Genomic DNA, 24,898 nt, shown 5'->3' on the forward strand with positions numbered 1-24,898 from the left:
TAGCCAATGACCAAATATGATGCCGATTGGGTGCGGGCCGAGGAAGCCAAGCGCAATTGGATGGCGGAAAACGGTCTCTATTCCGAGGAAGAAGAGCATTCTTCCTGCGGTGTGGGTCTTGTCGTATCCGTCGACGGCAAACCGTCGCGCAAGGTGGTAGACGCAGGGATCGATGCGCTTAAGGCGATTTGGCATCGCGGTGCAGTTGATGCCGACGGTAAAACCGGTGACGGCGCGGGTATTCACGTGCAGATCCCGGTTCCATTTTTCTATGACCAGATCCGCCGTACCGGCCACGAACCCAAGTTGGATGAGCTGATCGCAGTGGGACAGGTTTTCCTGCCTCGTACCGATTTTGGCGCCCAGGAACAGTGCCGGACCATCGTAGAAACCGAAGTGCTACGCTTGGGCTATTACATCTACGGCTGGCGTCACGTACCGGTTGATGTGACGTGCCTGGGCGAAAAAGCCAATGCGACCCGGCCCGAGATCGAACAGATTCTGATCTCGAATTCCAAGGGCGTGGATGAAGAGACCTTTGAGCGTGAGTTGTACGTAATCCGCCGCCGCATCGAAAAGGCTGCAGCGGCTGCTGGGATTTCCGGGCTCTATCTTGCCTCTCTGTCCTGTCGTTCGATCATCTACAAAGGTATGATGTTGGCCGAGCAGGTGGCGGTTTTCTATCCCGACCTCATGGATGAGCGTTTTGAATCAGCTTTTGCGATTTACCACCAACGCTATTCGACCAACACTTTCCCGCAATGGTGGCTTGCGCAACCGTTCCGCATGTTGGCGCATAACGGTGAGATCAACACCCTGAAGGGCAATATCAACTGGATGAAAAGCCACGAGATCCGGATGACTTCGGACAGCTTTGGCGATTATGCGGAAGATATCAAACCGATCATCGCGGGGGGATCATCAGATTCGGCCGCATTAGACTCGGTTTTTGAGGTTTTGGTGCGCGCAGGCCGTTCCGCACCCATGGCGAAGACCATGCTGGTGCCGGAAAGCTGGTCTAAACAGGCGGTTGAGTTGCCGCAGGCGTGGCGCGACATGTATTCCTACTGCAACTCGGTGATGGAGCCATGGGACGGCCCCGCCGCGCTGGCGATGACCGATGGTCGCTGGGTCTGTGCCGGTTTGGACCGGAACGGACTGCGCCCGATGCGGTATGTCGTGACGGGTGACGGGCTTGTTATCGCGGGCTCTGAGGCGGGCATGGTTCCGATCGACGAGGCCAGCGTAACCGAAAAGGGGGCACTTGGCCCGGGCCAGATGCTGGCCGTGGATATGAAAAAGGGCAAGCTGTACCGCGATACGCAGATCAAGGACAAGCTGGCCGCTGCGCTGCCATTCGGTGAGTGGGTCGGCAAGATCAACGATCTTGACGGCACGCTGGCGGGTGTCACCGAAGCCCCGATCTTTTCCGGCGAAGAGCTGCGCAAGCGTCAGATCGCGGCGGGGTATTCGGTTGAGGAGTTGGAGCAAATCCTCGCTCCGATGGCAGAAGACGGTAAAGAGGCGCTTGCGTCGATGGGTGACGATACCCCTTCGGCGGTATTGTCGAAACAGTACCGACCACTTAGCCATTTCTTCCGTCAGAACTTTAGCCAGGTGACCAACCCACCGATCGACAGTTTGCGTGAATACCGGGTGATGTCGCTGAAAACGCGCTTTGCCAACCTAAAGAACGTGTTGGACGAGGACAGCAGCCAGACCGAAATCATCGTCCTCGAAAGCCCCTTTGTCGGCAACGCGCAATGGGACAATTTGGTCGAGAATTTTGATGCACCGTTGGTTGAGATTGATTGTAGCTTTGAACCAGGTCGTGGCGCGTTGAGCGCTGGTTTGGCCCGTGTTAGAGCCGAATCTGAAGAGGCGGTACGCTCAGGCGCTGGGCACATCGTGTTGTCCGACATGAACACAGGCGAGGGTCGGGTTGCGATGCCAATGATCCTGGCGACCAGCGCGATACATTCTCATCTGACCCGGCAAGGGTTACGGACATTCTGCTCGTTGAACGTGCGTTCTGCCGAATGTATCGATCCTCATTACTTTGCCGTTCTGATCGGCTGCGGGGCGACGGTTGTGAATGCATATTTGGCCGAAGATTCTCTGGCTGACCGCATTGACCGCGGCCTGCTGGACGGAACTTTGACCGAGAGTGTTGCGCGGTATCGCGAAGCCATCGACCAGGGCCTTCTGAAGATCATGGCCAAGATGGGCATTTCAGTGATCTCATCCTATCGTGGCGGGCTGAATTTTGAGGCCGTGGGCCTTAGCCGCGCTATGGTTGCCGAGTATTTCCCGGGCATGACCAGCCGGATCTCGGGTATTGGCGTGACCGGTATCCAGACCAAGCTTGAGGAAATCCACGCAAAGGCCTGGGACAGTGGTCTGGACGTGCTGCCTATCGGGGGATTCTACAAGGCGCGGAAATCGGGTGAGACCCATGCGTGGGAAGCCACATCGATGCACATGATGCAAATGGCATGTAATCGCGCTTCCTATGAGCTGTGGAAGCAATATTCCGCCAAGATGCAATCGAATCCGCCGATCCATCTGCGTGATCTGATGGACTTCAAACCCAAGGGCAAAGCGATCCCGATTGAAGAGGTCGAATCGATCACCTCGATCCGCAAGCGGTTTGTCACCCCGGGCATGTCGCTGGGCGCGCTGTCGCCAGAGGCACATAAGACGCTGAACGTGGCGATGAACCGGATCGGTGCTAAGTCTGATTCAGGCGAAGGTGGTGAAGATCCGGCGCATTTTGTGCCGGAACCGAATGGCGACAACCCTTCGGCCAAGATCAAACAGGTGGCCTCGGGCCGGTTCGGTGTAACCGCCGAGTATCTGAACCAGTGCGAAGAGCTTGAAATCAAGGTCGCGCAGGGCGCGAAACCCGGTGAGGGTGGTCAGTTGCCTGGCATGAAGGTTACGGACCTGATCGCGCGTTTGCGGCACTCAACCAAGGGCGTGACGCTGATCTCTCCGCCGCCGCACCACGATATCTACTCGATCGAGGATCTGGCGCAGTTGATCTACGATCTCAAGCAGATCAACCCGCGTTGCAAGGTGACGGTCAAGCTGGTTGCATCTTCGGGCGTAGGCACGATTGCGGCCGGTGTAGCCAAGGCGAAAGCAGATATTATCCTTATTTCGGGTCACAATGGTGGCACTGGTGCGTCTCCGGCGACCTCAATCAAATATGCCGGTCTTCCGTGGGAGATGGGCCTGACCGAAGCGCATCAGGTGCTGGCGATGAACAACCTGCGCGACCGCGTAACTTTGCGGACCGATGGTGGCCTGCGCACTGGACGTGACATCGTTATGGCCGCGATGATGGGGGCCGAGGAATACGGCATTGGTACTGCCGCCCTGATTGCGATGGGCTGCATCATGGTGCGTCAGTGTCAGTCGAACACCTGCCCGGTCGGCGTGTGTACGCAGGACGAAAGCCTGCGCGCCAAGTTCACCGGCAATGCAGACAAGGTGGTGAACCTGATCACCTTCTACGCGCAAGAAGTGCGCGAGTTGTTGGCCAGCCTCGGCGCGCGTTCGATGGATGAGATCATTGGCCGGGCGGATCTACTGGCGCAGGTCAGCCGTGGGTCTGCGCATCTGGACGATCTGGACCTCAACCCGCTGCTGATCACCGTCGATGGAGCACAAGACATCGTTTATAACCGGGACAAGGACCGTAACGCAGTTCCGGATACACTTGACGCCGAAATCGTGCGTGATGCTGCACGGTTCCTGAAAGATGGCGAAAAAATGCAGCTGTCTTACGCCATTCAGAACACGCATCGGACGGTAGGTACGCGTGTGTCCAGTCACATTGTGCAGAATTTCGGGATGCGGAACACGTTCCAGGATGACCATCTGCATGTGAAACTACAGGGCTCGGCCGGTCAGTCTTTGGGTGCGTTTGCCGCGCCGGGACTGAAGCTCGAGGTTTCGGGCGATGCCAACGACTATGTGGGTAAAGGTCTGTCTGGTGGCACGATTGTTGTGCGCCCGCCGCAGGTCAGCCCTTTGAAGGCGGATGACAACACGATTATCGGCAACACGGTCCTTTACGGGGCCACCGACGGTCATCTGTTCGCCGCTGGTCGTGCAGGTGAACGGTTTGCTGTGCGGAACTCAGGTGCCAAGGTGGTCATCGAGGGCTGCGGCTCGAACGGATGTGAGTACATGACCGGCGGTGTTGCAGTGATCTTGGGCGATATCGGAGCCAACTTTGGCGCTGGTATGACAGGCGGCATGGCTTATCTGTATAATCCCGAAGGCAGGGCCCAAGCGCTGATGAACATGGAGACGCTTGTCACCTGTCCGGTTTCTGTCGCACATTGGGAAGAGCAGTTGAAGGCTCTTGTTGCTCGCCACGCTGAAGAGACCTATAGCCGGAAAGCCGTTGATATTCTGCAACATTGGGACATGGAAAAAGGCAACTTTTTGCAGGTGTGCCCCAAGGAAATGCTGAACAAACTGAGCCATCCGCTGAGTATCGAAGCCACCGCAGTTCCTGCTGAATGAAGCCTGATGTAACAATCTAAGGCTGAACAGTATTAAAAGTCGGGCCTCGCGTGTCATTTGCACCACGCGAGGCCCGGTTTGTTTACGCTGTCTTAGTAGGTTTCTTGCCTAATCACAGGAATTTCGCCAGTCTTTGTAGAATTTGAACGAAAACCAAGGATGATTTTGGAAATCCTGTGGTGCAAATCGAGGGCAGAAGTATGCCAACAACGTATCGCGACCAGTTCTATACCTTCGATCCGGCGAACCCGCCGCCGGCGGGAACATCTGTTGCGGTCGTCAGTCTTGATTTCACGGATGTGGATGATGACAACGAAATCGATGCGCCAAGCGGTGATACCGTAAATGGGCAGGACGTCACAAACTCCTGGCCAGGGGACACAATTACGATCAATGTGGCAGGTGTCGGCAACGTAACATATGTCGGAACCACGTTTTATCTTGCCGATGGCTCTCGGGTTTTTACGCCGACGGACGGTCAGGTGCTACAACCCGGCACGTTGGTTTCGACCACATTTGTCACCACGCAAGGGCCATTGGATGTCGGTACCCTGGGTCCGCCCTGTTTTACACCTGGCACGATGATCGCGACCCCCGAAGGGGACCGCGCAGTGGAAGACCTGAAAGCCGGTGATCTGGTCACAACTCTGGATCATGGCCCACAACCATTGATCTGGGTGGGGCGTACGGTGGTCAAGGCCAAGGGTAAATTAGCACCGATCCGTTTTGAGACAGGCGTTTTTGATCTTGATTGTCCACTTCTTGTCTCGCCGCAGCATAGAATGCTGATCGAAGATTGGCGTGCATCCTACTTTTTTGGACATGCCGAGGCGCTGGTTGCAGCCCATGTTCTGGTCAATGGCGATACCGTCACACGTGTCGAAGGTGGTGAAGTGGAATATATCCACCTGTTGTTCAGGCAGCATCAGATTATCATCGCCAATGGGGCAAAGAGCGAAAGTTATTATCCGGGTCATGCCTTATCAGCGTCAGACCGGGAAACTCAAAGCGAAGTGTTACATTTGTTCCCCGAACTGGCGGGGGCGGATCCAATGTTTCTGGAAACAGCGCGGCCGGTGGTTCACCCGCGCGAGGCGCGCGCATTCGTGATTTAGGTCGTTTCAAACGCAGGCGGTGCGTCGTATAGCTGAGACATGGCGAAGAAAGCAGCCCGCAAATCAAGCGGTAAGAATAAGAAGGCATCCAGCAAGAAAACACCAGTGGCGCAACAACTTCGCCGTTGGGTGATGCGAGTCGCATTGGCGGCTGTCGCGTTGGTTGTCGCGTTGGTCTTGCTGTATTCAGTTGTAAATCCGCCGGTAACCCACACCATATGGTCGGAGTGGCGTCGGTTGGGCAAGGTTGAGCGCGAATGGGTCTCGATTGAAGAAATCTCTCCCATCATGGCGCGATCCGTCGTTGCGGCTGAGGATGCAAATTTCTGCCTGCACTGGGGATTCGATGTCGAGGCCATTCGTGACGCGATTGAGGGCGGCGGCAATCGCGGTGCGTCGACCATCACACAACAGGTGGTGAAGAACGTATTCCTGTGGCAGGGGCGCAGTTGGGTCAGGAAAGCGATGGAAACCTCGATCACTCCGGTCGTCGAGGTTTTCTGGAGCAAGCAGCGCATTCTGGAAGTTTATCTGAACGTCGCGGAAACCGGGAATGGAGTGTTTGGCGTTGAAGCAGCGGCACAGCGTTATTTCAACAGAAGTGCAGCGCAGTTGAGCTCGGTTCAGGCGGCGCGGATTGCTGCCATCCTGCCATCTCCGCGCAATCGTTCGGTCACGGATCCAAGCGTGCGCACGCGTCGGCGTGCGGCTGCGATTATGGATGGGGCGGCCACCATCCGCGCAGATGGTCGCGCAGATTGTTTCGAGGATTGAAACCCGCCTCCCTCAAGGGCTAAATCAGTCAGGAATTCACTGGTTCGATTGGAAGCCCATGGCGCGTCTGTTTCATGTTCCCCTATCTCCGTATTGCCGCAAGGTCCGATTGTCTTTGGCAGAGAAGAAGATCGAGGTTGAATTGGTCGAGGAGCGATACTGGGAACAGGATCCGGATTTTCTGCGCCGCAACCCGGCAGGTAAAGTACCAGTGCTGCGTCTGGATGGGCAAATCATGTCTGAAAGCGCAGCAATCTGCGAATATATCGAAGAAACCCGCCCCGAACCGCCGTTGATGCCGAAAAACCCCGAAGCCCGGTTTGAGGTCCGGCGCCTAGTGGGCTGGTTCGATGACAAGTTCCATCACGAAGTGACGTCCAAGCTGCTGTACGAACGGGTGAACAAGAAAGTGACAGGTCAGGGATACCCGGACAGCAAGAATGTCAAACAGGGTGCCAAGGCGATCAAGTATCATCTGGACTACATGGCCTGGCTGCTGGATCACCGCCGTTGGCTGGCCGGAGATCAGATGACATTGGCTGATTTCGCGGCGGCGGCGCATTTGTCGGCGCTGGACTATATCTCGGATGTGGATTGGAACCGCAGCCAGGTGGTCAAGGATTGGTACGCGAAGATCAAGTCGCGCCCGGCGTTTCGGTCTATTCTGGCGGATCAGGTACCAGGGTTTCGACCGCCGCCTCATTACGCCGATCTGGATTTCTGATAGGGTTCAGCAGGGGGCTGTCTGCCCCCATCGCGCCGGAGGCGCGATTCCCCCGAAGGTATTTTTGGCCAGATGAAGAGCGGATCAGATCTGAAGAAAAAGCTGGTACAACAGGCCCTGGCAGAGGGGTTTGTGGCGTGTCGAGTATGCCGCCCATGGGATGTTCCGCAGGTGCCAGAGCGCCTTGGGGCATTTTTGGATGCGGGGTATCACGGACAGATGGGGTGGATGACCGAGCGGGTGCATTGGCGCGGTGATCCTGGTGCCTTGTGGCCCGAGGCACGGTCGGTGATCATGTTGGCCGAAAGTTACACGCCAGAACATGACCCGACGGAGGTTCTGAATTATCCAGACCGGGGCGCGATTTCGGTTTATGCGCAAAACAAGGATTACCACGATCTGGTAAAGAAACGGCTGAAGCGATTGGCGCGGTGGCTGGTTTCTGAAGCCGGAGGTGAGGTGAAGGTGTTTGTCGACACCGCACCCGTCCCGGAAAAGGCATTGGGGCATGCGGCTGGACTAGGGTGGCAGGGAAAACATACCAACTTAGTGAGTCGGGAATGGGGTAATTGGGCCTTTATAGGCTCTGTCTTTGCAACAATTGAACTACCGACGGACGAGCCGGAGGTAGATCACTGCGGTTCATGTCGCGCTTGCTTGGACAGCTGCCCGACCGACGCATTTCCAACCCCGTATCAGTTAGATGCGCGGCGGTGCATTTCATATCTGACCATTGAACATAAAGGTCCGGTGGAGATCGAGTTGCGTAGCAAGTTGGGTAATCGAATCTATGGATGCGATGATTGTCTGGCGGCTTGCCCATGGAACAAGTTTGCTGTTGCCGCGAGCGACATACGTTATGCCGCCCGGGACGATCTGAAAGCGCCTGTACTGAGCGAATTGGCTGCGTTGGATGATGCGGGTTTTCGCACGAAATTTTCCGGATCACCTATCAAGCGCATCGGGCGAGATCGGTTCGTGCGAAATGTGCTTTATGCGATTGGAAACTCGGGACAGCCGTGTTTGATATCTGTCGCTCGGGCGCTCACAGAAGATCCGGATCCAGCCGTGGCTGATGCTGCGCGCTGGGCGGTGGAACAGTTGTTATAAATGCCGCAAACAGGCTGGACGCGTCGCGCATAACCGCTACACCCATCCGCAGCAAACAGTAAGGAGGATCCGATGACGCTGTCATTGGGGGTAGATACAGGCGGCACCTATACTGACGCGGTGTTGATCCAGGACGAGAAAGAGGTGATTGCTTCGGCCAAGTCCCTGACCACGCGCGCGGATCTGGCGATTGGCGTGGGCAATGCGATTTCGTCTGTTTTGGAAGAGGCGCAGGTTGCGCCGGATCAGATCGCGATGGCGTCTTTGTCGACAACACTGGCCACAAACGCTCTGGTCGAGGGGCAGGGTGGACGTGTGGCCCTGATCTATATCGGGTTCAAGCATAGCGATCTGCAAAAACATGGCTTGAAGGACGCACTAAAGGACGATCCAGCCCTTGTGATTGCGGGTGGGCACACACATTCGGGCAGCGAGGCCGCGCCGCTTGATGTCGCCGCCTTGGAGGTTTTTTTAGACACTCATAAAGGGGTTTCGGGCTTTGCCATTGCATCTCAGTTTGCGACCCGCAACCCGGCGCATGAGCTGGAAGCAGCGCGGGTTGTGTTGCAAGAGACCGGTGCGCCGGTGACATGCTCGCACCACCTGTCTGCCAAGCTGAACGGCCCTAAGCGCGCTGTGACGGCGGTTCTGAATGCACGATTGATCGGCATGATCGACCGTCTGATCGGGCGCGCGCAAGATCAGTTGCGCGCATTGGGGATCACGGCCCCGATGATGGTGGTGCGTGGCGATGGCGCATTGATGAGCGCCGAACAGGCGCGGGAACGCCCGATTGAAACGATTCTCAGCGGCCCAGCGGCCTCGATCGTCGGGGCGCGCTGGCTGACCGGGGCGGAAAATGCGCTGGTGTCCGACATTGGTGGCACCACAACCGATGTGGCGTTGATCCGGGATGGAAAGCCCGCGATTGATCCTGCCGGTGCGCAAGTGGGTGGGTTTCGAACCATGGTTGAAGCTGTGGCGATGCGCACCCATGGTCTGGGCGGCGACAGCCAGGTGCACGTAGTGACCGAAGGATTGCAGAGCGGTGTGTTTCTGGGGCCACGGCGTGTTCTACCTGTGTCTTTGATCGCGGCAGAGGCGCCAGATGTTGTGCATGGCATTCTGGATACTCAGATGCGAGCCACAACGGTCGGAGAACATGACACTCGATTTGTGCGACGCGTGCCGGGGGTCCATGCTGACGGCGTGGGCGTACGGGAAGAGATTTTGTTGGAGCGTCTGGGCGATCAGGTCCTCCCCCTTGGCGCGTTGCTGCGGTCACGGATGGAGAATGGCGCTCTGAACCGCTTGGTCGACCGCGGGATCGTTCAGGTCTCGGGTGTGACACCCTCGGATGCCAGTCACGTGCTTGGGCGCGTCAATGCCTGGGACGCCGAAGCAGCGCGCAAGGCCTTGGAGCTGGTGGCCCGCAAACGGGTCGGATCTGGGGACATGCTGGCAAATTCGCCAGAGGCGTTGGCGCAGATGATTGTGGATCAATTGACAGAACAGACCAGTTTGACCTTGTTAGAGGCTGCTTTCGACGAGGAGAGCGAAGGGTTTGGACTGCCGCCGCATGACTTGGCGCGCCACGTGCTGACGCAGCGTGGGTTGGCGCAACATCGTGGGTTGCTGTCGTTGAATGCCGCGTTGAATGTGGATGTGGTGGGTCTTGGGGCGTCAGCCCCCAGCTATTACCCGGCTGTGGGTGAGCGGTTGCATTGCCGCATGATCCTGCCCGAACACGCGGGTGTAGCGAATGCAATCGGTGCTGTTGTTGGTCGGTTGACCATGCGGCGGTCAGGTACGGTCACGTCACCGACCGAAGGGCGGTATCGTGTGCATCTGGAGGATGGGCCACAGGATTTCGCGGTGTCCGAAGAAGCTCTGGATTTGTTGGAACGTGTTCTCAAGTCCGAGGCTGAGGGCGCTGTAAGAGAAGCTGGTGCGGAAGATATCCGGGTGATTGTGGATCGCGATATCAAAACGGCGCGGGTCGAGGCCAAGGATGTGTTTGTCGAAGCCATGATTACGGTCGAGGCAAGCGGGCGACCAAGGGTGGCGACAGGCTAGCCCCCCTGAAAGGTTCAGAGGGGCCGGGCAGGTGGTGCTTTATTCTGCGGCGCTGGCGCGTTTGGGCAAGACCCAGTCCGGGCGCGGGAAGTGGCAGGTATAGCCGTTGGGGATACGCTCCAGATAATCCTGGTGCTCTGGCTCGGCCTCCCAGAAATCTCCGACAGGTTCGACTTCGGTCACGACCTTGCCGGGCCACAAGCCACTGGCGTTCACGTCAGCGATGGTATCGACCGCGACCTGTTTTTGCGCGTCGTCCAAATAGTAGATCGCCGAGCGATAGCTCATGCCGCGATCGTTGCCCTGACGGTTAATCGTGGTCGGGTCGTGGATTTGGAAAAAGAACTCCAGCAGGTCGCGATAGCTGATCTGCGACGGGTCAAACCAGATCTCGATCCCTTCGGCGTGGGTACCGTGGTTGCGATAGGTCGCGTTGGGCACATCGCCGCCGGTGTAACCGACGCGGGTGCGTGAAACGCCCGGCAATTTGCGGATCAGGTCCTGCATGCCCCAAAAACATCCCCCGGCCAGTACAGCGCGTCGTTCGGTCATCAGATGTCCTCCACATGAATCAGATATTCGCCATACCCTTCGGCTTCCATGTCATCGCGATGGATGAATCGAAGAGAGGCGGAATTGATGCAATAACGTAGCCCGCCATGTTCGCGCGGGCCATCGGGGAAGACATGCCCCAGATGGCTATCGCCGTGTTTCGAGCGGACCTCGGTCCGGATCATACCATGGGTCGTGTCGCGAAACTCTTCCACATGCTCATGGATGATCGGCTTGGTAAAGCTGGGCCAGCCACATCCGGATTCGTATTTGTGGGTAGAGGCAAAAAGAGGCTCACCCGATACGATGTCCACATAGATACCCGGTTCCTTGTTGTTCAGGTATTGTCCAGTGCCCGGACGTTCGGTGCCGCTGCGTTGAGTGACGTGAAACTCTTCGGGCGAAAGCGCAGCGATGGCCGTGGGGTCTTTGGTATAGCGAGTCATGGATCCTCCGGCAGAATTTTTTATTGCGCCATTATCTGGGGGCTGCAGGGTGGAAAGCAAAGCGATATTTCAAACCGCTCTCGCAGTCGTGCAAGTGATCTGGAGTGTGCCGTTCTGCGTATCAATTTAAAAAGGGAGGGCAAGACATGTTCAGATTGCTGCTTTTGACTGCCTTGATCTTGTTGGGTCGCGCCGTTCAGGCTGCGCCGGTGACCGGTGAGTTCGCCTCGATCGACGGGGGCACATTGGCCATTGAAGATTGGCGTGGCCAACCCGTGCTGGTGGTCAATACCGCGTCACACTGTGGGTTCACCGGGCAATATAAGGCTCTACAAAGGGTGCATGAGACCTATTCCGGCAAAGGGCTGGTCGTGCTTGCGGTTCCCTCAGATTCGTTCAATCAGGAACTCGGGTCCGCGGAAGAGGTAAAGCAGTTCTGCGAGATGAACTATGGGCTGACGTTGCCGATGACAGATATCACGCCGGTTAAGGGAAAAGACGCTCATCCGTTTTACAAGGCTGTTGCCGCCCAGACTGGGTTCACACCGAAATGGAACTTTAACAAGATCCTGATCGACCCAGCGGGCGAAGTAGTTGCGACTTATGGTTCAAACGTCAAACCCGACTCACGCAAATTGTTGAATCAGGTGGAAGCTTTGCTGCCCTGAGCGGGTTGACGCGAGAGCTGGACTGCAAGAATTCCAAGCGTTGTGACAGCGACACCAACCGCGTCCAGCGCGCCTAGTTTTTCACCTAGCAATATCGCTGCGATTGTGACCCCGAATACGGGGTTCAGGAAGTGGAAGGTCGCTGCCCGGACGGCACCGATGCGATCCAGCAGCAGAAACCATATCAGTGTGGCAAGCAGCCCAGGGAACAAGGTGGTGTATGTGAAAGCCAGTGCCAGCGGCACCGTTGGATGGATGTAAATGGTTTCAAAGATCGGCGCAGCGACAAACAAGACGGCCGAGCCAACCAGCATTTGCAGCCCCACGACCATCATGAAATTCCCGCCAGACGTCGCGCCGCGAACCGCTAGCGTGGCGAATGTCAAAGCAAGCGCCCCGATACCGCAAAGCGCGACACCGAACATGTCAACACCAGCGCTTATCCTGCTGCTCATGATCAGAGCAACACCTGCGAAACCGGCAAAGAGACCCAGAATGCCCAGCGGACGCAGCTTTTCACCAAAGATCAGCCATCCTGCAAGTGCAACCAACAACGGCATTGTAGATGCAATAATGGCCGCAACCGAAGCCTCAACTGTTTGCATTGCGTAGAAATTCAGACCCAAATAAAGAGCATTTTGACAAATCCCGAACAGGATCGTCGCGCGCCACTGGTTTTGGGTGAGGTGCCAGCTTTGGCCCATTGCCCTTGCAATTATCACGCCCAGAACACCAGAAATCAGGAACCGCAACGCCAGCGAGAACAAAGGTGAGGCATCTGCAACGATGATCCGCGCCGAGGTAAAGGCAGATGACCAGATCAGAGCAAATGTAAGCCCCATGGCTATGGCGCGCAGATCCATGGAGACCCCCTGTCATGTTCGGCGGACTGTTCCCGATTTTCCAGCTCGCTGCAAGTTGCCTGCGCCAAAAAAGACACGCAGGTAACATGCGGTGTGATTTATGTATGTTTTTATTGATTGATCAGCCAATAAACTATAACGGCGTGACGATCTGACCAAACAAGGGAGGTTTGTCAGTGCTTCTGGAGTACATTCTATCTTTTGGCGTCCTGCTGGCATTGGGCCTGGTCGCTTTCTTCGTCGTGAAATGGTGGAACCTGCGTTGCGTTGGTGTGACACCGGTTCATCTGTTCACGTTCATCGCGATCCTGTTCACATCCGGTCTGGATGTCGGCCTGATCATGTTCCCACTGACAGAATTCGGTGGCTATGCCGAGGACACTGCTTATGCATTTGCCAACCCGCTGGCGATCGAGTTTGGGTTCTGGGGCTTCCTGATCTGGGCGTTCTACTTCCTGACAGCCTTCTATTTCTGCGTGATCGAACCACGCGTGAAGTTCTTTGAGATTCCGCTGGTCAAGCTGATCAATAACGTGGTCATCATCGGCACCTGCGCCTTCACCGCCAGCCTGTTCCTGATCTATCTGCCCGGCTACCTACCCGAAGTCGGAGACGGCGAGTCCGTTGTAACAACGTTCTACATCATCGTATTTGTGGTCATCCTGGCGGCGGCCTATTCGTCGACTGACCTGAAATACGTACGCATCCTGTCGGTGGGTTCGACCTTTCTGTTCCTCGCGCTGATCATCGGAATGTGGGCTGCGGCAGGCATGGGCGTGACTGGCTTTTTGGAAACCGGCAGCAATATCGGCGCTTATTTCGCCAACCTTCACAAGTTTGTCCTGCCGCTGACCGACTATCACGCCTTCTATCTGTTTTGGTGGTTCGCTTGGTCGATCATGATTGGTCAGTTTACCTCGCGATTTGTGGGCGGTCTGACCACGTGGCAATTGCTGGCGGCGCTGCTTATCTTTCCATCCATCCCGCTGGGGATCTGGTTCACCGTTCTCTACTATTACCATTTGAACGGCATCAGCACCGCAGGAATCACCAATATCGCGATGGTGATCGTTGGTGTGACCTTCGTGATCAACTCGCTCGACTCGTTGATCCGCTTGTATACGGACAACCTGAAAATGACGGTCGAACGGTTCGGTAAGGCCACTTATGTGGCCGGCAACGTTGCGCTGTTGTTTGTTCTGACCCTGTTATTCCAAAGCCAGTGGCTGCAGATCCAGTGGATCGGAGCGGTGGTTGTCGGTCTGTATCTGGCCTGCGTGGTCTATATCCTGATCACAAAGCGCAAAGAGGTGTTGAGCATCGATGCGATGCCAGAAGACCGCGATCTGGACTTCCATAAGGTTGAGACGGTTCACTAATTGTCGATCAAAGCACTGATCCGAGGGGCACCCAAATGGTGCCCCTTTTCGTTGCATCTTGGCGACCATCAGGTTTGCCCTATGTTACACAGGGAAAGACGAAAGGTGTGCAGAGTGCTGGAAGAAAAACGCAAAGATCTTGACTCAGAGAAGCAGAAGAAAATTCTGATGCGCATGGTCGAAGCACTTAGCCAACTTGATCCCGATCTGTATTACCGACCGACCAGCGACATCGCATTGCATATAGAAAAATACATCCGCAGCGATGCAAAGCTCACATCCGACGAACGGTCGCTGATGGAGCGACTAAGCCGGCGTGATCTTGAGGTTTTGCTCAGTCTGCACTGAGGCCAAAGAAACTGAGGCCAAAGAAAAAGGGCCCCCAATTGGCGGCCCTTGATCATGTCGAAAAACGGAACTTAGCCGTTCACGCTGTCCTTCAGCGCTTTCGCGATGGTCATTTTCACAACCTTGTCGGCTTCTTTGGTGAAGGTCTCACCAGTGGCCGGGTTGCGAACTTGACGCTCGGGGCGCTCGCGGCAGTAGATTTTGCCAACGCCGGGCAGGGTGACTGCGCCACCGGCAGAAACTTCGCGTGTGATCAGGCCGGTCACGGCCTCAAGCGCGGCGTTCGCCGATTTCTTGTCGGTTCCCATTTCCTCAGCGAGAGCAGCAACCAGCTGAGTCTTAGTCATAGGCTTTGCCATTTCTTGGTCTCCTTAACGTGCCCGATCTATAGGGCCTCACCGCGTAACTGTAACGGGATATTGTGGCCAAACACAACGAATAGTAGCGCTGAAACCCCTAAAAATATGGGGAAAACGTTGCTTTTTTGCGTCAGAGGAAGGCCGTTTCGTCAAACGAACGCAATTTCCGGCTGTGTAACCGCTCCAGCGGCATGCCGCGCAAGTGTTCCATCGCTTTTATTCCGATAGCCAGATGACGGCTGACCTGCGTGGTATAAAAGGATGAGGCCATACCTGGCAGCTTCAATTCGCCATGTAGCGGTTTGTCCGAAACGCACAGCAACGTGCCGTAGGGAACACGGAAGCGGTAGCCATTTGCAGCGATGGTGGCGCTTTCCATATCCAGCGCAATCGCCCGCGATTGGCTGAGGCGCTGGACCGGACCGGATTGATCGCGCAATTCCCAGTTGCGATTATCGACCGAGGCTACAGTGCCCGTCCGCATGATCCGCTTCAGTTCGTACCCTTCCAACTCTGTCACTTCGGCCACGGCGCGTTCCAGCGCTACCTGGATCTCGGCCAAGGGTGGGATTGGAACCCAGACCGGCAGATCGTCATCCAGAACCTTGTCGTCGCGCAGATAGGCATGGGCAAGGACGAAATCCCCCAACGCCTGCGTGTTGCGCAGCCCGGCACAATGGCCGACCATTAACCAGGCGTGTGGGCGCAGCACCGCAATGTGGTCCGTTGCGGTTTTTGCATTCGACGGACCAACACCGATATTCACCAACGTGATCCCCGAACCGTCTTCCCGCTTGAGGTGATAGGTCGGCATCTGCGGCAGTTTCAGCGGCTGTTCAATCGCTGCCTCTGGGTCCGTGATCTCGGCGTTTCCGGTCGAAACAAAGCTGGTATAGCCGCTGGCGGGATCTGCCAATTGCTCGCGGGCGTAGTTTTCGAATTCCGAGACATAGAACTGATAGTTCGTGAACAGCACGTGGTTCTGGAAATGGCTTGCATCGGTCGCTGTGTAATGCGCCAGACGAGCCAGCGAATAATCCACGCGCTGGGCGGTAAACAGCGACAGGGGTCCAACGACATCCTCGTGATCATGCACACCGTTGACGATGTCGTCGTTGGTTGTGCTCAGATCTGGTACATCAAACACGTCACGCAGGGTGAACGCGGCCGCTCCCTGATGTGGCACAACCAGATCAGAATTGTTCGCCACAGCAAAATGCACCGGGATGGGCGTTTCTGACGCCGCAATTGTCACCGGCTGGCCGTGGTTCTTGATCAACAAAGCAATCTGTTGTGTCAGGTAAGACCGGAAAAGATCGGGCCGTGTCACCGTGGTGGCATGGACGCCGGGCTCTGAGACGTGACCAAAGCTCAGGCGGCTGTCGACCTGCGCGTAAGTGGACGTTTGAATGCGAATTTCCGGGTAATAGGCTCTGTATCGTGCGGACGGAGCACCTTCTTGCATCGCCTTGGAAAAGCTGTCGCACAGGAATTCCGTGGCTTGTGTGTAAAGCTCTTCCAAACGGGCAACGGCGGCTGCTGGATCGGTGAATTGCTCTGGCGCTTGTGAGTCAGGGGTCAGAAGTGTCGTCATGCCAAAGGTTCCAAAAGGTCGATTTTTTCGAAAGTGCGCACGTCTACCAACCCCAGATCCGATATTCTGAGTTCAGGGATCACGACCAGCGCCAGCAGAGAGTGCTGCATATACGCGTTGTTCAGATGACAGCCGCAGTCCTGCATGGCTTGCACCATCTCATCGGCTTTGGCTGCGACCTCGGCGGCGGGGCTGTCGGACATCAGGCCAGCAATGGGCAATTCGACCAGCGCCAGTTCCTGCCCGTCGCGGAAAATGGTAATGCCGCCACCCACTTCGGCCAGTCGGTTGGCTGCCAGTGCCATCTGTTCCTTATCCGTGCCTACGACAATCATATGATGACTGTCATGCGCCACGGTCGAGGCCATGGCCATCTTGCCCTGATATCCAAAGCCCGAGACAAACGCATTGGTCACTCCACCCGTCGCCCGATGCCGTTCGACTAGAGCGATTTGGCAAACATCACCTTCGCCCTCGACCAGCCCGCCAATGATTGGCAGTTCGGCCTTCAGCGCCTTTGTCGGGGCTTGGTTTTCAACTACGCCGATGACATTGGCCCGTACCCGGTTCGCACCGGCCGGTGCCTTGATCTCAAAATCGGCCGAGCTTAGCGCATGGCCCAAATGAACAGTGTTGCGCGCTTTTTGGGGCCAGTTCAAATGCGGACAATCGACCTGAATTACTCCGTTTTCCGCGACCACTTTCCCACGGGCGATCACTGTCTCGATCGGCAGGCTCGTCAGGTCCGAGCTGAGAATGATATCCGCCCTCCGTCCTGGCGTGACGGATCCGATTTCGCGTTCCAGCCCGAAATGCGTGGCTGTATTGATTGTCGCCATTTGCAAGGCGATCAGAGGCTCACATCCACAAGCAATCGCATGGCGCACTACGCGGTTCATATGTCCGTCATTCACCAACGTGCCCGAGTGGCAGTCATCGGTACACAGAATGAAGTTGCGCGGGTCCAACCCTTTCTCGGTCACGGCGGTGATTTGGCTTTCGACATCATACCAGGCCGAGCCCAAGCGCATCATCGACCGCATTCCTTGTCGAACCCGAGCAATGGCGTCGGCTTCGCATGTGCCCTCGTGATCGTCCGCTGGCCCACCGGCCACATAAGCTGCAAAATTAGACCCTAAATCAGGCGAAGCGTAATGCCCGCCCACGGTTTTGCCAGCACGTTGTGTGGCTGCAATCTCGGCCAGCATCTTGGGATCGCCGTGGATTACGCCCGGAAAATTCATCATCTCACCCAGCCCAATGATGCCTGGCCAACTCATGGCTTCTGTCACATCTTCGGGCGTGATTTCATAACCGGTGGTTTCCAGCCCCGGCGCAGATGGCGCACAAGACGGCATTTGGGTAAAGATATTGACCGGTTGCATCATCGCTTCGTCATGCATCATGCGCACACCTTCAAGACCAAGCACATTGGCGATCTCATGCGGGTCGGTGAACATGCTGGTCGTACCGTGCGGGATGACCGCACGGGCGAATTCGGCCGGGGTGAGCATGCCAGATTCGATATGCATATGCGCGTCGCACAGGCCGGGCAAAATATAGCGCTCGCGCGCGTCTATGATCTGTGTGTTCGGTCCGATGCAATGCGAGGCGTCAGGTCCCACAAAAGCAATCCGTCCTTCTGCAATCGCAACGGAATGATCCGGCAGTAACTCGCGGCTGTGTACGTTTACCCAAACACCGCCCTGAATGATCGTGTCTGCAGGCGCGCGTCCGGCCGCGACTTCGATCAACTTGGGGGCGACATCGGGCCAACTTGGGAAAGGTGTGTATTCCATGGCTCAACTTTCACGAATGCGCGAGCGGGTGCAACCCCGGTTCTGCGTCGTCACAAATAGATCATAGATTCCTGTTTGGCCTCCATCCACTTGCAGCCAACTCGTGCTGCCCGACCATCGGACAGGTGCGCAATGGCCTTGGGCAACGGCGGGAGCTTACCGGATTACGTTGTTGACCCAATTTCGCGCCGAATCCAATTCGCAAAAGCCACTGCACCGGGCGTGTCCTCGGCCTGCGGGGATAGCAGCAAATAATATGCCTCGGGCATTGGTGCGCGATGTTCGAATGGCGCGACAAGCTGCCCGCGTTCGATCAGGTGTTGTGCAATGGCGTCGTGCGCCAGGCACAGGCCCCCGCCTGCCGTGACTGCAGAAAGGCAAACCAGATAGGTTGTTGCATAGGTAATCGATGGATTGCCCCATGTTAGACCCTGCTCCTCTGCCCAGCTTGACCAATTGGACAGCAGATTGGAGCAATCAAACAATGGCTTCTCCTGAAGATCGTCCAGACTCACCTGATACCCCGGGGCACAGACCGGATAATAGTGTTCAGTGCGCAGCATTTCAGTCCGGGTGGTGTCCGACGGGCGCAACGAAAAGCGAATCTCAACCGCGGCACCTTCGGCCATCTCTCGCGGTTCCCAGAGTTCGGTGAAGATATTTAATTGTACATCGGGATGCTCGGCCTGAAACATCGGCAGGCGCGGGGCCAGCCAATTGACGGCAAAGCTGATGTTGCACTGCACCTGAACGGCGTTTGGTTGCGCACCGGTGACAGCCTGTGTGCCGCGCATCAGAGTTCGAAACGCTTCTCGGACCACTGGCAAATAGGTGATTCCGGCCTCGGTCAGTTCTAACGCCTTGGGGCGGCGCAGGAATAGGGGCTGACCCAGATGGCCTTCCAGCGATTTGATCTGTTGGCTGACGGCGCTTTGGGTCATGTTTAGGTCCCGAGCCGCGCCAGTGAATGACAAATGACGCGCTGCGGCCTCAAACGTACGCAGCCAGCCCAGCGGAGGCAGCTTATTCTGCATCGACATAATCCCGGCATTAGTTTTGCTAATGGGATAGTGTTGTTTTTTTCGTTGGTCAAACGGGCAGACCAAATGCAGGCTTTACAAAAGGTCAGCCGCAATAGGAGCCCACGCATGAGTGTTACCAACCTTCGCCCCAATATCGACCACTGGTCCGAACGCGTGGATATGGCTGCCGCGTTCCGCTGGACTGCGCGGTTGAATATGCATGAGGCTGTCGCCAATCATTTCAGCCTTGCTGTGAACGATGACGGCACGCAGTTCCTGATGAACCCCAACCAGGCGCATTTCTCGCGCATCCGCGCGTCGGACTTGCTGCTGTTGGATGCCAATGACCCCGAGGTGATGTCTCAACCTGGCGCGCCGGATCCCACGGCATGGGGATTGCATGGGTCAATCCATCGCCACTGTCCGCACGCGCGTTGCGTCATGCACGTGCATTCGATCTTTGCGACAGTTCTGGCCTCGTTGGCCGACAGCACTTTGCCACCGATCGATCAGAACACCGCAACGTTCTACAATCGCTATGTGATTGACCAAGAGTTTGGTGGGCTGGCCTTCGAAAATGAAGGTGAACGCTGTGCTGGAATGCTGACGGACCCAAAGAAAAAGGTCATGATCATGGGCAACCATGGCGTTTTGATCATCGGTAGTGACCCCGCAGATACCTTCAACAGGTTGTACTACTTCGAACGCGCCGCCGAGACGTATATTCGCGCGTTGCAAACGGGCCTGCCCCTGCGTGTGTTGTCGGATGAGATTGCCGAGAAAACCGCAAAAGAGCTGGACGACTACCCCGATCAGGCCGAAGCCCATCTGCGTGAGATAAAGGCGATTCTCGACACAGAGGGCTCGGACTACGCATCCTAACCGCCAATTCTTCAGAGAGCCTCATGACAGATATCGCCCCGGATCCCGAAACCACCCGCTGGCACTATCATCCCGAAGGCCCCGTAGGTCTGAACCCTCTGTTCAGCTGGCCACCGCGCCCTGCGGCTGTGCTGAAATGGTACACTGGCGCGTGGTTACAGATCACGTCCCTGACCTTGTGCATGGTCCTGGCGGTAACGGCCTATGCCTTCTTTTTCCCCGAATTAGAGACGATGAAGAGCTTCGCGCCCGGTTGGATGTTTCGGATCTGGCTGTTGAACATGGTGCCGCAAATCCTGGTCGCCGGTGCGCTACACTGGTGGCTTTACATGCGCAAAGGGCAGGGCATGTATAAAAAGTTCGACCGCCGGGATCTGACGCGGAACAACGGCGTGTTTACCTTCCGCAATCAGGTTTGGGACAATATCTGGTGGACGCTGGGCAGCGCCATGACAGTGGCAACCGTTTACCAGTGGATCATCTACTGGGCGATGGCCAATGGTTGGGCACCAACGATCACCTGGGCTGAAGCTCCGGTTTGGTTTGTCGTCTGGATGATGTTCATCCCCATGTGGTCTGGCTTGCACTTTTACTGGATACACCGGTTGGAGCATCACCCAAAGCTCTACAAACACGTCCACGCCGTTCATCACCGTAATGTAAACGTTGGACCATGGTCTGGCATTTCGAACCACTGGTATGAAAACCTGCTGTATTTCACCACCTACTTCATCCACCTGATTGTGCCGTCTCATCCGCTGCATCTGTTGTTTCACAGCTCTTTCCAACAGATCAGCCCGGTTCTGTCGCATTCAGGGTTCGAAAAACTGAAGGCAGGAGAGACCGACGCTGCGCGGGCCGGGGATTTCTTCCACCAGCTTCATCACCGGTATTTCGAGTGCAACTACGGCACGTCCGAAATCCCGTTTGATAAGTGGTTCGGCACCTACCACGATGGATCGGCTGAGGCGACGACACGTACGCGCGCTTATAAAAAGCAGATGTATACTTGATTGGGCCGATTTAATCGCCTTGGGTTAAACCCGTTCGAACAAGGCAACAAATGCCCTATCGTCCTTGTTCGGACCGGCGGCAAGATCGCCATAAATACGAACCTCGGGCAGGGTCAGATTTCGAATCTGACCTTGTTCCAATTGGCGCAGCATGTCTGTGAAACCCAGCTTTTCGAAATGACGGGCATTGATCGAAATGGCAAACTGCGCGCCGGGCCGTGCGATACGCAACAGCGCGGGAAAGACCTCGGGGCCAAGATGACCATGGGTGAAGGTCCCGGATGAGACGACGCCGGAATAGCTTTCGCGCGGTACCGGGATACCTTGGGTCACGTCTGCTTCGATCGCGTCGCGGTAGATATCCTTGCGCATGGCCTGATCCAGCATTTCCGTGCTCATATCAGTTGCGTCTATCGGCCCGACGCCCAGCCCGGACAACACAGCGCCGCAAAGGCCTGTGCCTGCGCCGACGTCCAGAACCGGGCCTTGACCGCCAGCACGCACAAATGCCCGCGCCGTGTGGGTGTGCAGCAAGTAGTCTTCGCGCGCGGCGAAGCTGTCATCATAATCCCCAGCCCATTCCGCATAGAGGCGTTTGTGTTCATCAGGTGAGTTCAGCGTATAGGCCGAATGCAAATCGGGTTTCTTGTCGCTCATACCCAACAGAAAGCCGCATCCAAAGATTCGATTCAAGTGCGTCCATGCAGCGCTTGCATCCCGGATCACTGAGGCCCATCAAAGGGGCATGACTCAGACGCTTTTTTCATTTGGCCATGGTTATTCCGCACAGGCCCTGTCCCGACATATTGCTCCGAAAGGCTGGCGCATTCTTGGCACCACACGTGACAGCGAGGGTATGGAAGCCATCCGTGACTCGGGTGCAGAGCCGTTGGTCTGGCCAGGACAGGAACCGAACCTGGATGGGGTGACGCATCTGCTGATTTCGACCGCCCCGAATGCAGAGGGTGATCCGGTCTTGGCGGCGCTGGGTGATGAAATCGCCCGCCGCGCGGCTCAATTCACATGGGTTGGATATTTGTCGACAACTGCCGTCTATGGCGATCATCAGGGTGGATGGGTTGACGAAGATACGCCTCTGGCACCAACGGCCAAACGCGGCAAATGGCGCATGCTGGCCGAGCAGCAATGGTCGTCCATTCCCGACCTACCCATCCATATCTTCCGGCTGGCGGGAATCTATGGGCCGGGCCGGGGTCCATTTTCCAAGCTCAAACGCGGCGGGTTGCGGCGTATCATCAAGCCGGGGCAGGTGTTTTCGCGCATTCACGTGGAGGACATCGCGCAAATCCTCGACGCCTCGATGACCAACTCCAACCCGGGTCGCGTCTACAATGTATGTGACGATGAACCCGTCCCGCCACAGGACGTCATTGGTTACGCTGCTGAGCTACAAGGTCTTCCCCTTCCGCCGGCGGTATCCTATGAAGAGGCCGACCTGACGCCAATGGCGCGCAGCTTCTATAATGAAAACAAGCGTGTGCGTAACAGTCGGATCAAGGACGAGCTAGGCGTGACTTTGATCTATCCCAATTACAGGGTCGGGTTAGACGCCTTGATGAAAGGCCAGTAGCACCTTAACCCGCTGCTGACCTGATCATGTCCGCTGCTTTTTCCGCAATCATGATGGTCGGCGCATTTGTATTTCCGGATACCAGCTTTGGCATGATTGACGCATCGACAACACGAAGCCCCTCCAACCCGTGCACACGCAGTTGGGGATCCACAACTGCCATCGGATCGCGCCCCATTTTGCAGGTGCCGACCGGGTGATAGATCGTATCGGCGCGGGCGCGGATGTGTTTTTCCCAATCGGCATCCGTCTGGGCGGTGTCCGTTCCGAACATCTCTTTGTGTCGGTATTTTGCCAAAGCAGGCGCTTCAAGGATATCCCGAGTCATCCGCGCCCCTTTGATCATAGTTTCAAGATCCCGCGCGTCGGATAGAAAAGCGGGATCAATGGCCGGTGTGTCCATTGGGTCGGCGCTGCGCAGCCCAACTGCCCCCCGGCTGTCCGGGCGCAATTTGCAGACATGACAACCATACCCGTATCCGTAGTGCAGTTTGCGTGCATGATCATCGACCATTGCGATTGTGAAATGTAGCTGGATATCGGGGCGTTCCAGATCAGGGCTGGTTTTCAGAAAGGCTGCCCCTTCGGCAAAGGGTGTGGCGGCCATGGAAGCGCCGGTCTTGTACCATCGCTGGATATGCCCAAGAAGCCGAACAGCCCCAACCGGACCAATACCAAATGTGTTTGTGTCTTTGGTGCGGTATGTCAGGGTGAAATCCAAATGGTCTTGAAGGTTTTGCCCAACACCAGGCAATTCATGACGTATGGCTATTCCATGGGGGTTCAGATCTGAGCCAGCACCTATGCCCGAAAGTTGCAAAAGTTGCGGCGATTTTAGCGCGCCCGCACACAGCAGAACTTCGCGTGTGGCCTTTACGCTGATGTCCGCACCTTTGCCCTTGGTCCGGTAGGTTACACCACTGGCGCGTTTTCCTTCAAATGTCAGCTCTTTGACAACGGCATGTGTGATGACGGTCAGGTTTGGACGGTCCATTGCCGGAATCAAGAATGCCGACGCGGCAGAGCAACGCTCACCATTCTTTGCTGGGCCGTGGAACTGCGTGACCTGATACAGACCAACACCTTCATTATCGCCCCGATTGAAATCGCTTGTTCTGCGGTGTTGCAGTTGCCCAGCGGCTTCGACAAAGGCGCGGGTGATCGGGCGGGGTTCTTTTTGATGAGACACGTGCAGCGGTCCGCAGCCGCCATGCATATCATCTGCGCCCTGCTCATTGTTCTCGGAACGCTTGAAGTATGGAAGAACATCGTTCCAGGCCCATCCTTCGCAGCCCATATCGGCCCAATCATCGTAATCCTGCCGCTGACCCCTGACATAAAGCATCGCATTGATGGCGCTGGAACCTCCCAACGTTTTTCCACGCGGTTGATAGCCTTTGCGCCCATTCAAACCTGTCTGGGGAACAGTCTCAAAGGCCCAGTTGTGGATGCGTGGTCGACCTGGCAAAGTTGCGACAGCCGCAGACGGCATCCGCACGACCACATCATCGCCGCTACCACCAGCCTCCAGCAAGCACACGCGAGTTGCAGGGTCTTCGCTCAGACGGTTTGCAAGAACGCAGCCCGCTGAACCTCCGCCAACGATGACATAGTCGAATTGCATGTTGAGCTCCGCGCCTTGTTCCGCCGTGACCAGCTTGTTTTCGAAACTCTGCTGCATTTAAGTCAAAATTCAATTGTGACCTCAAGTCAGGGCACGCGGTAAATGAAGGGCGGGGTGAAAAGCTGGCCTGTCGCGCATGACGTTCAGGTAATTTGGTATGCTCTTCCCTGAGTCCTTGGCCACGATTCCGTCTTCTGACTGCGCCTTGCCCCAATTGGATAGGCAGACAGTGTCCTCAAAGCAGTAGTAAAAGCTGCATGTCACCACATATCTATTTGTTATTATTGCGTTTTTGTAGAAAAATTCGTGAATCGTGAAGTTTTTTCAAAATGGGGGTTGCAGGTCCCAGACCTAATCCGTAAATACCCCTTCACCGGCGCTGCTGAGGCGCTGGGACGCTGCGGAAGCGGCGGTGACACA

The 24,898-nt window shown here is 56.3% G+C and carries 21 protein-coding genes; 12 read left to right on the top strand and 9 right to left on the bottom strand.

The features are described from left to right. The first annotated feature begins 6 nt into the window (after positions 1 to 6). The 6 genes from gltB to GS630_RS04525 all read left to right on the top strand — a co-directional run bounded on the left by gltB (position 7) and on the right by GS630_RS04525 (position 10,338). On the top strand, positions 7 to 4,539 hold the full coding sequence (gltB, locus tag GS630_RS04500; RefSeq protein ID WP_171620461.1) for a glutamate synthase large subunit: 4,533 nt from the start codon (positions 7 to 9) through the stop codon (positions 4,537 to 4,539). Positions 4,540 to 4,739: 200 nt separating this feature from the next. Next, positions 4,740 to 5,654, top strand: coding sequence for a Hint domain-containing protein (locus GS630_RS04505; protein WP_171711881.1), 915 nt, complete (start codon positions 4,740 to 4,742; stop codon positions 5,652 to 5,654). Positions 5,655 to 5,693: 39 nt separating this feature from the next. Beyond that, positions 5,694 to 6,428: a monofunctional biosynthetic peptidoglycan transglycosylase gene (gene mtgA, locus GS630_RS04510; RefSeq protein WP_171178815.1), complete on the top strand. Its 735-nt coding sequence runs from the start codon at positions 5,694 to 5,696 to the stop codon at positions 6,426 to 6,428. 58 nt (positions 6,429 to 6,486) lie between these two features. Beyond that, the gene (locus tag GS630_RS04515) at positions 6,487 to 7,152 is read left to right on the top strand and encodes a glutathione S-transferase family protein (protein ID WP_171093340.1); all 666 of its coding nucleotides are present in this window, start codon (positions 6,487 to 6,489) and stop codon (positions 7,150 to 7,152) included. A gap of 72 nt (positions 7,153 to 7,224) precedes the next feature. Continuing rightward, entirely contained in the window at positions 7,225 to 8,262 is a 1,038-nt protein-coding gene (gene queG / locus GS630_RS04520; protein WP_171620463.1) for a tRNA epoxyqueuosine(34) reductase QueG, read from the top strand. A gap of 72 nt (positions 8,263 to 8,334) precedes the next feature. Further along, the gene (locus GS630_RS04525) at positions 8,335 to 10,338 is read left to right on the top strand and encodes a hydantoinase/oxoprolinase family protein (RefSeq protein WP_171620465.1); all 2,004 of its coding nucleotides are present in this window, start codon (positions 8,335 to 8,337) and stop codon (positions 10,336 to 10,338) included. A gap of 39 nt (positions 10,339 to 10,377) precedes the next feature. Here the strand turns inward: GS630_RS04525 and msrA are convergent, their stop codons facing one another. Together msrA and msrB are read right to left on the bottom strand one after the other, a co-directional pair. Further along, positions 10,378 to 10,890, bottom strand: coding sequence for a peptide-methionine (S)-S-oxide reductase MsrA (gene msrA / locus GS630_RS04530; protein ID WP_171178821.1), 513 nt, complete (start codon positions 10,888 to 10,890; stop codon positions 10,378 to 10,380). Then, positions 10,890 to 11,336, bottom strand: coding sequence for a peptide-methionine (R)-S-oxide reductase MsrB (msrB, locus tag GS630_RS04535; RefSeq protein ID WP_171178823.1), 447 nt, complete (start codon positions 11,334 to 11,336; stop codon positions 10,890 to 10,892). Before msrB ends, msrA begins: the two co-directional genes overlap by 1 nt. A 146-nt stretch (positions 11,337 to 11,482) precedes the next feature. Here msrB and GS630_RS04540 point away from each other — a divergent pair, with 146 nt between their 5' ends. After that, positions 11,483 to 12,004, top strand: a complete 522-nt coding sequence (locus GS630_RS04540; protein WP_171178825.1) for a glutathione peroxidase — start codon at positions 11,483 to 11,485, stop codon at positions 12,002 to 12,004. Here GS630_RS04540 and GS630_RS04545 read toward each other — a convergent pair. Further along, a complete protein-coding gene (locus GS630_RS04545) occupies positions 11,980 to 12,867 on the bottom strand; it encodes a DMT family transporter (protein WP_171239066.1) in 888 nt (295 codons plus the stop codon). The genes GS630_RS04540 and GS630_RS04545 overlap by 25 nt on opposite strands. A 182-nt stretch (positions 12,868 to 13,049) precedes the next feature. Between GS630_RS04545 and GS630_RS04550 the strand changes: the two genes are divergently transcribed. Further along, a complete protein-coding gene (locus GS630_RS04550) occupies positions 13,050 to 14,246 on the top strand; it encodes a BCCT family transporter (protein ID WP_171178870.1) in 1,197 nt (398 codons plus the stop codon). 114 nt (positions 14,247 to 14,360) lie between these two features. Further along, a complete protein-coding gene (locus tag GS630_RS04555) occupies positions 14,361 to 14,594 on the top strand; it encodes a hypothetical protein (protein ID WP_171178829.1) in 234 nt (77 codons plus the stop codon). Positions 14,595 to 14,665: 71 nt separating this feature from the next. Here GS630_RS04555 and GS630_RS04560 read toward each other — a convergent pair whose 3' ends face one another. The 4 genes from GS630_RS04560 to GS630_RS04575 form a co-directional block, all read right to left on the bottom strand. Further along, a complete protein-coding gene (locus tag GS630_RS04560) occupies positions 14,666 to 14,953 on the bottom strand; it encodes an HU family DNA-binding protein (RefSeq protein WP_050605937.1) in 288 nt (95 codons plus the stop codon). 130 nt (positions 14,954 to 15,083) lie between these two features. Further along, on the bottom strand, positions 15,084 to 16,547 hold the full coding sequence (locus tag GS630_RS04565; protein WP_171178831.1) for an AMP nucleosidase: 1,464 nt from the start codon (positions 16,545 to 16,547) through the stop codon (positions 15,084 to 15,086). Continuing rightward, a complete protein-coding gene (gene ade, locus GS630_RS04570) occupies positions 16,544 to 18,346 on the bottom strand; it encodes an adenine deaminase (RefSeq protein WP_171620469.1) in 1,803 nt (600 codons plus the stop codon). Before ade ends, GS630_RS04565 begins: the two co-directional genes overlap by 4 nt. A gap of 164 nt (positions 18,347 to 18,510) precedes the next feature. Further along, positions 18,511 to 19,380: a LysR family transcriptional regulator gene (locus GS630_RS04575; RefSeq protein WP_171178835.1), complete on the bottom strand. Its 870-nt coding sequence runs from the start codon at positions 19,378 to 19,380 to the stop codon at positions 18,511 to 18,513. A 114-nt stretch (positions 19,381 to 19,494) separates the two neighbouring features. On the opposite strand from GS630_RS04575, the gene GS630_RS04580 reads away from it, so the two are divergent. Together GS630_RS04580 and GS630_RS04585 are read left to right on the top strand one after the other, a co-directional pair. Beyond that, positions 19,495 to 20,250 carry a class II aldolase and adducin N-terminal domain-containing protein gene (locus GS630_RS04580; RefSeq protein WP_171178837.1) on the top strand — a complete coding sequence of 252 codons (756 nt, stop codon included), beginning with the start codon at positions 19,495 to 19,497 and terminating at the stop codon, positions 20,248 to 20,250. 23 nt (positions 20,251 to 20,273) lie between these two features. Next, on the top strand, positions 20,274 to 21,263 hold the full coding sequence (locus GS630_RS04585) for a sterol desaturase family protein (RefSeq protein ID WP_171620471.1): 990 nt from the start codon (positions 20,274 to 20,276) through the stop codon (positions 21,261 to 21,263). A 24-nt stretch (positions 21,264 to 21,287) separates the two neighbouring features. On the opposite strand, the gene GS630_RS04590 is transcribed toward GS630_RS04585, so the two are convergent. Next, the gene (locus tag GS630_RS04590) at positions 21,288 to 21,920 is read right to left on the bottom strand and encodes a class I SAM-dependent methyltransferase (protein ID WP_171620491.1); all 633 of its coding nucleotides are present in this window, start codon (positions 21,918 to 21,920) and stop codon (positions 21,288 to 21,290) included. A gap of 88 nt (positions 21,921 to 22,008) precedes the next feature. Here GS630_RS04590 and GS630_RS04595 point away from each other — a divergent pair, with 88 nt between their 5' ends. Further along, on the top strand, positions 22,009 to 22,854 hold the full coding sequence (locus GS630_RS04595) for an SDR family oxidoreductase (protein ID WP_171178843.1): 846 nt from the start codon (positions 22,009 to 22,011) through the stop codon (positions 22,852 to 22,854). Positions 22,855 to 22,858: 4 nt separating this feature from the next. On the opposite strand, the gene GS630_RS04600 is transcribed toward GS630_RS04595, so the two are convergent. Further along, positions 22,859 to 24,478 carry a GMC family oxidoreductase gene (locus GS630_RS04600; RefSeq protein ID WP_171620493.1) on the bottom strand — a complete coding sequence of 540 codons (1,620 nt, stop codon included), beginning with the start codon at positions 24,476 to 24,478 and terminating at the stop codon, positions 22,859 to 22,861. Between the last annotated feature and the right edge of the window lie 420 nt (positions 24,479 to 24,898).

This window comes from Ruegeria sp. HKCCD7303 (assembly GCF_013111185.1).
Lineage (GTDB): Bacteria > Pseudomonadota > Alphaproteobacteria > Rhodobacterales > Rhodobacteraceae > Ruegeria.

Coding starts and splice junctions, on each gene's coding strand:
- ade (WP_171620469.1), bottom strand. CDS start 18,346: ATGGAATACACACCTTTCCCAAGTTGGCCCGATGTCGCCCCCAAGTTG.
- GS630_RS04580 (WP_171178837.1), top strand. CDS start 19,495: ATGAGTGTTACCAACCTTCGCCCCAATATCGACCACTGGTCCGAACGC.
- GS630_RS04505 (WP_171711881.1), top strand. CDS start 4,740: ATGCCAACAACGTATCGCGACCAGTTCTATACCTTCGATCCGGCGAAC.
- GS630_RS04595 (WP_171178843.1), top strand. CDS start 22,009: ATGACTCAGACGCTTTTTTCATTTGGCCATGGTTATTCCGCACAGGCC.
- GS630_RS04565 (WP_171178831.1), bottom strand. CDS start 16,547: ATGACGACACTTCTGACCCCTGACTCACAAGCGCCAGAGCAATTCACC.
- GS630_RS04540 (WP_171178825.1), top strand. CDS start 11,483: ATGTTCAGATTGCTGCTTTTGACTGCCTTGATCTTGTTGGGTCGCGCC.
- msrA (WP_171178821.1), bottom strand. CDS start 10,890: ATGACCGAACGACGCGCTGTACTGGCCGGGGGATGTTTTTGGGGCATG.
- GS630_RS04560 (WP_050605937.1), bottom strand. CDS start 14,953: ATGGCAAAGCCTATGACTAAGACTCAGCTGGTTGCTGCTCTCGCTGAG.
- GS630_RS04545 (WP_171239066.1), bottom strand. CDS start 12,867: ATGGATCTGCGCGCCATAGCCATGGGGCTTACATTTGCTCTGATCTGG.
- GS630_RS04515 (WP_171093340.1), top strand. CDS start 6,487: ATGGCGCGTCTGTTTCATGTTCCCCTATCTCCGTATTGCCGCAAGGTC.
- mtgA (WP_171178815.1), top strand. CDS start 5,694: ATGGCGAAGAAAGCAGCCCGCAAATCAAGCGGTAAGAATAAGAAGGCA.
- GS630_RS04585 (WP_171620471.1), top strand. CDS start 20,274: ATGACAGATATCGCCCCGGATCCCGAAACCACCCGCTGGCACTATCAT.
- queG (WP_171620463.1), top strand. CDS start 7,225: ATGAAGAGCGGATCAGATCTGAAGAAAAAGCTGGTACAACAGGCCCTG.
- GS630_RS04590 (WP_171620491.1), bottom strand. CDS start 21,920: ATGAGCGACAAGAAACCCGATTTGCATTCGGCCTATACGCTGAACTCA.
- GS630_RS04600 (WP_171620493.1), bottom strand. CDS start 24,478: ATGCAATTCGACTATGTCATCGTTGGCGGAGGTTCAGCGGGCTGCGTT.
- GS630_RS04525 (WP_171620465.1), top strand. CDS start 8,335: ATGACGCTGTCATTGGGGGTAGATACAGGCGGCACCTATACTGACGCG.
- GS630_RS04575 (WP_171178835.1), bottom strand. CDS start 19,380: ATGCAGAATAAGCTGCCTCCGCTGGGCTGGCTGCGTACGTTTGAGGCC.
- msrB (WP_171178823.1), bottom strand. CDS start 11,336: ATGACTCGCTATACCAAAGACCCCACGGCCATCGCTGCGCTTTCGCCC.
- gltB (WP_171620461.1), top strand. CDS start 7: ATGACCAAATATGATGCCGATTGGGTGCGGGCCGAGGAAGCCAAGCGC.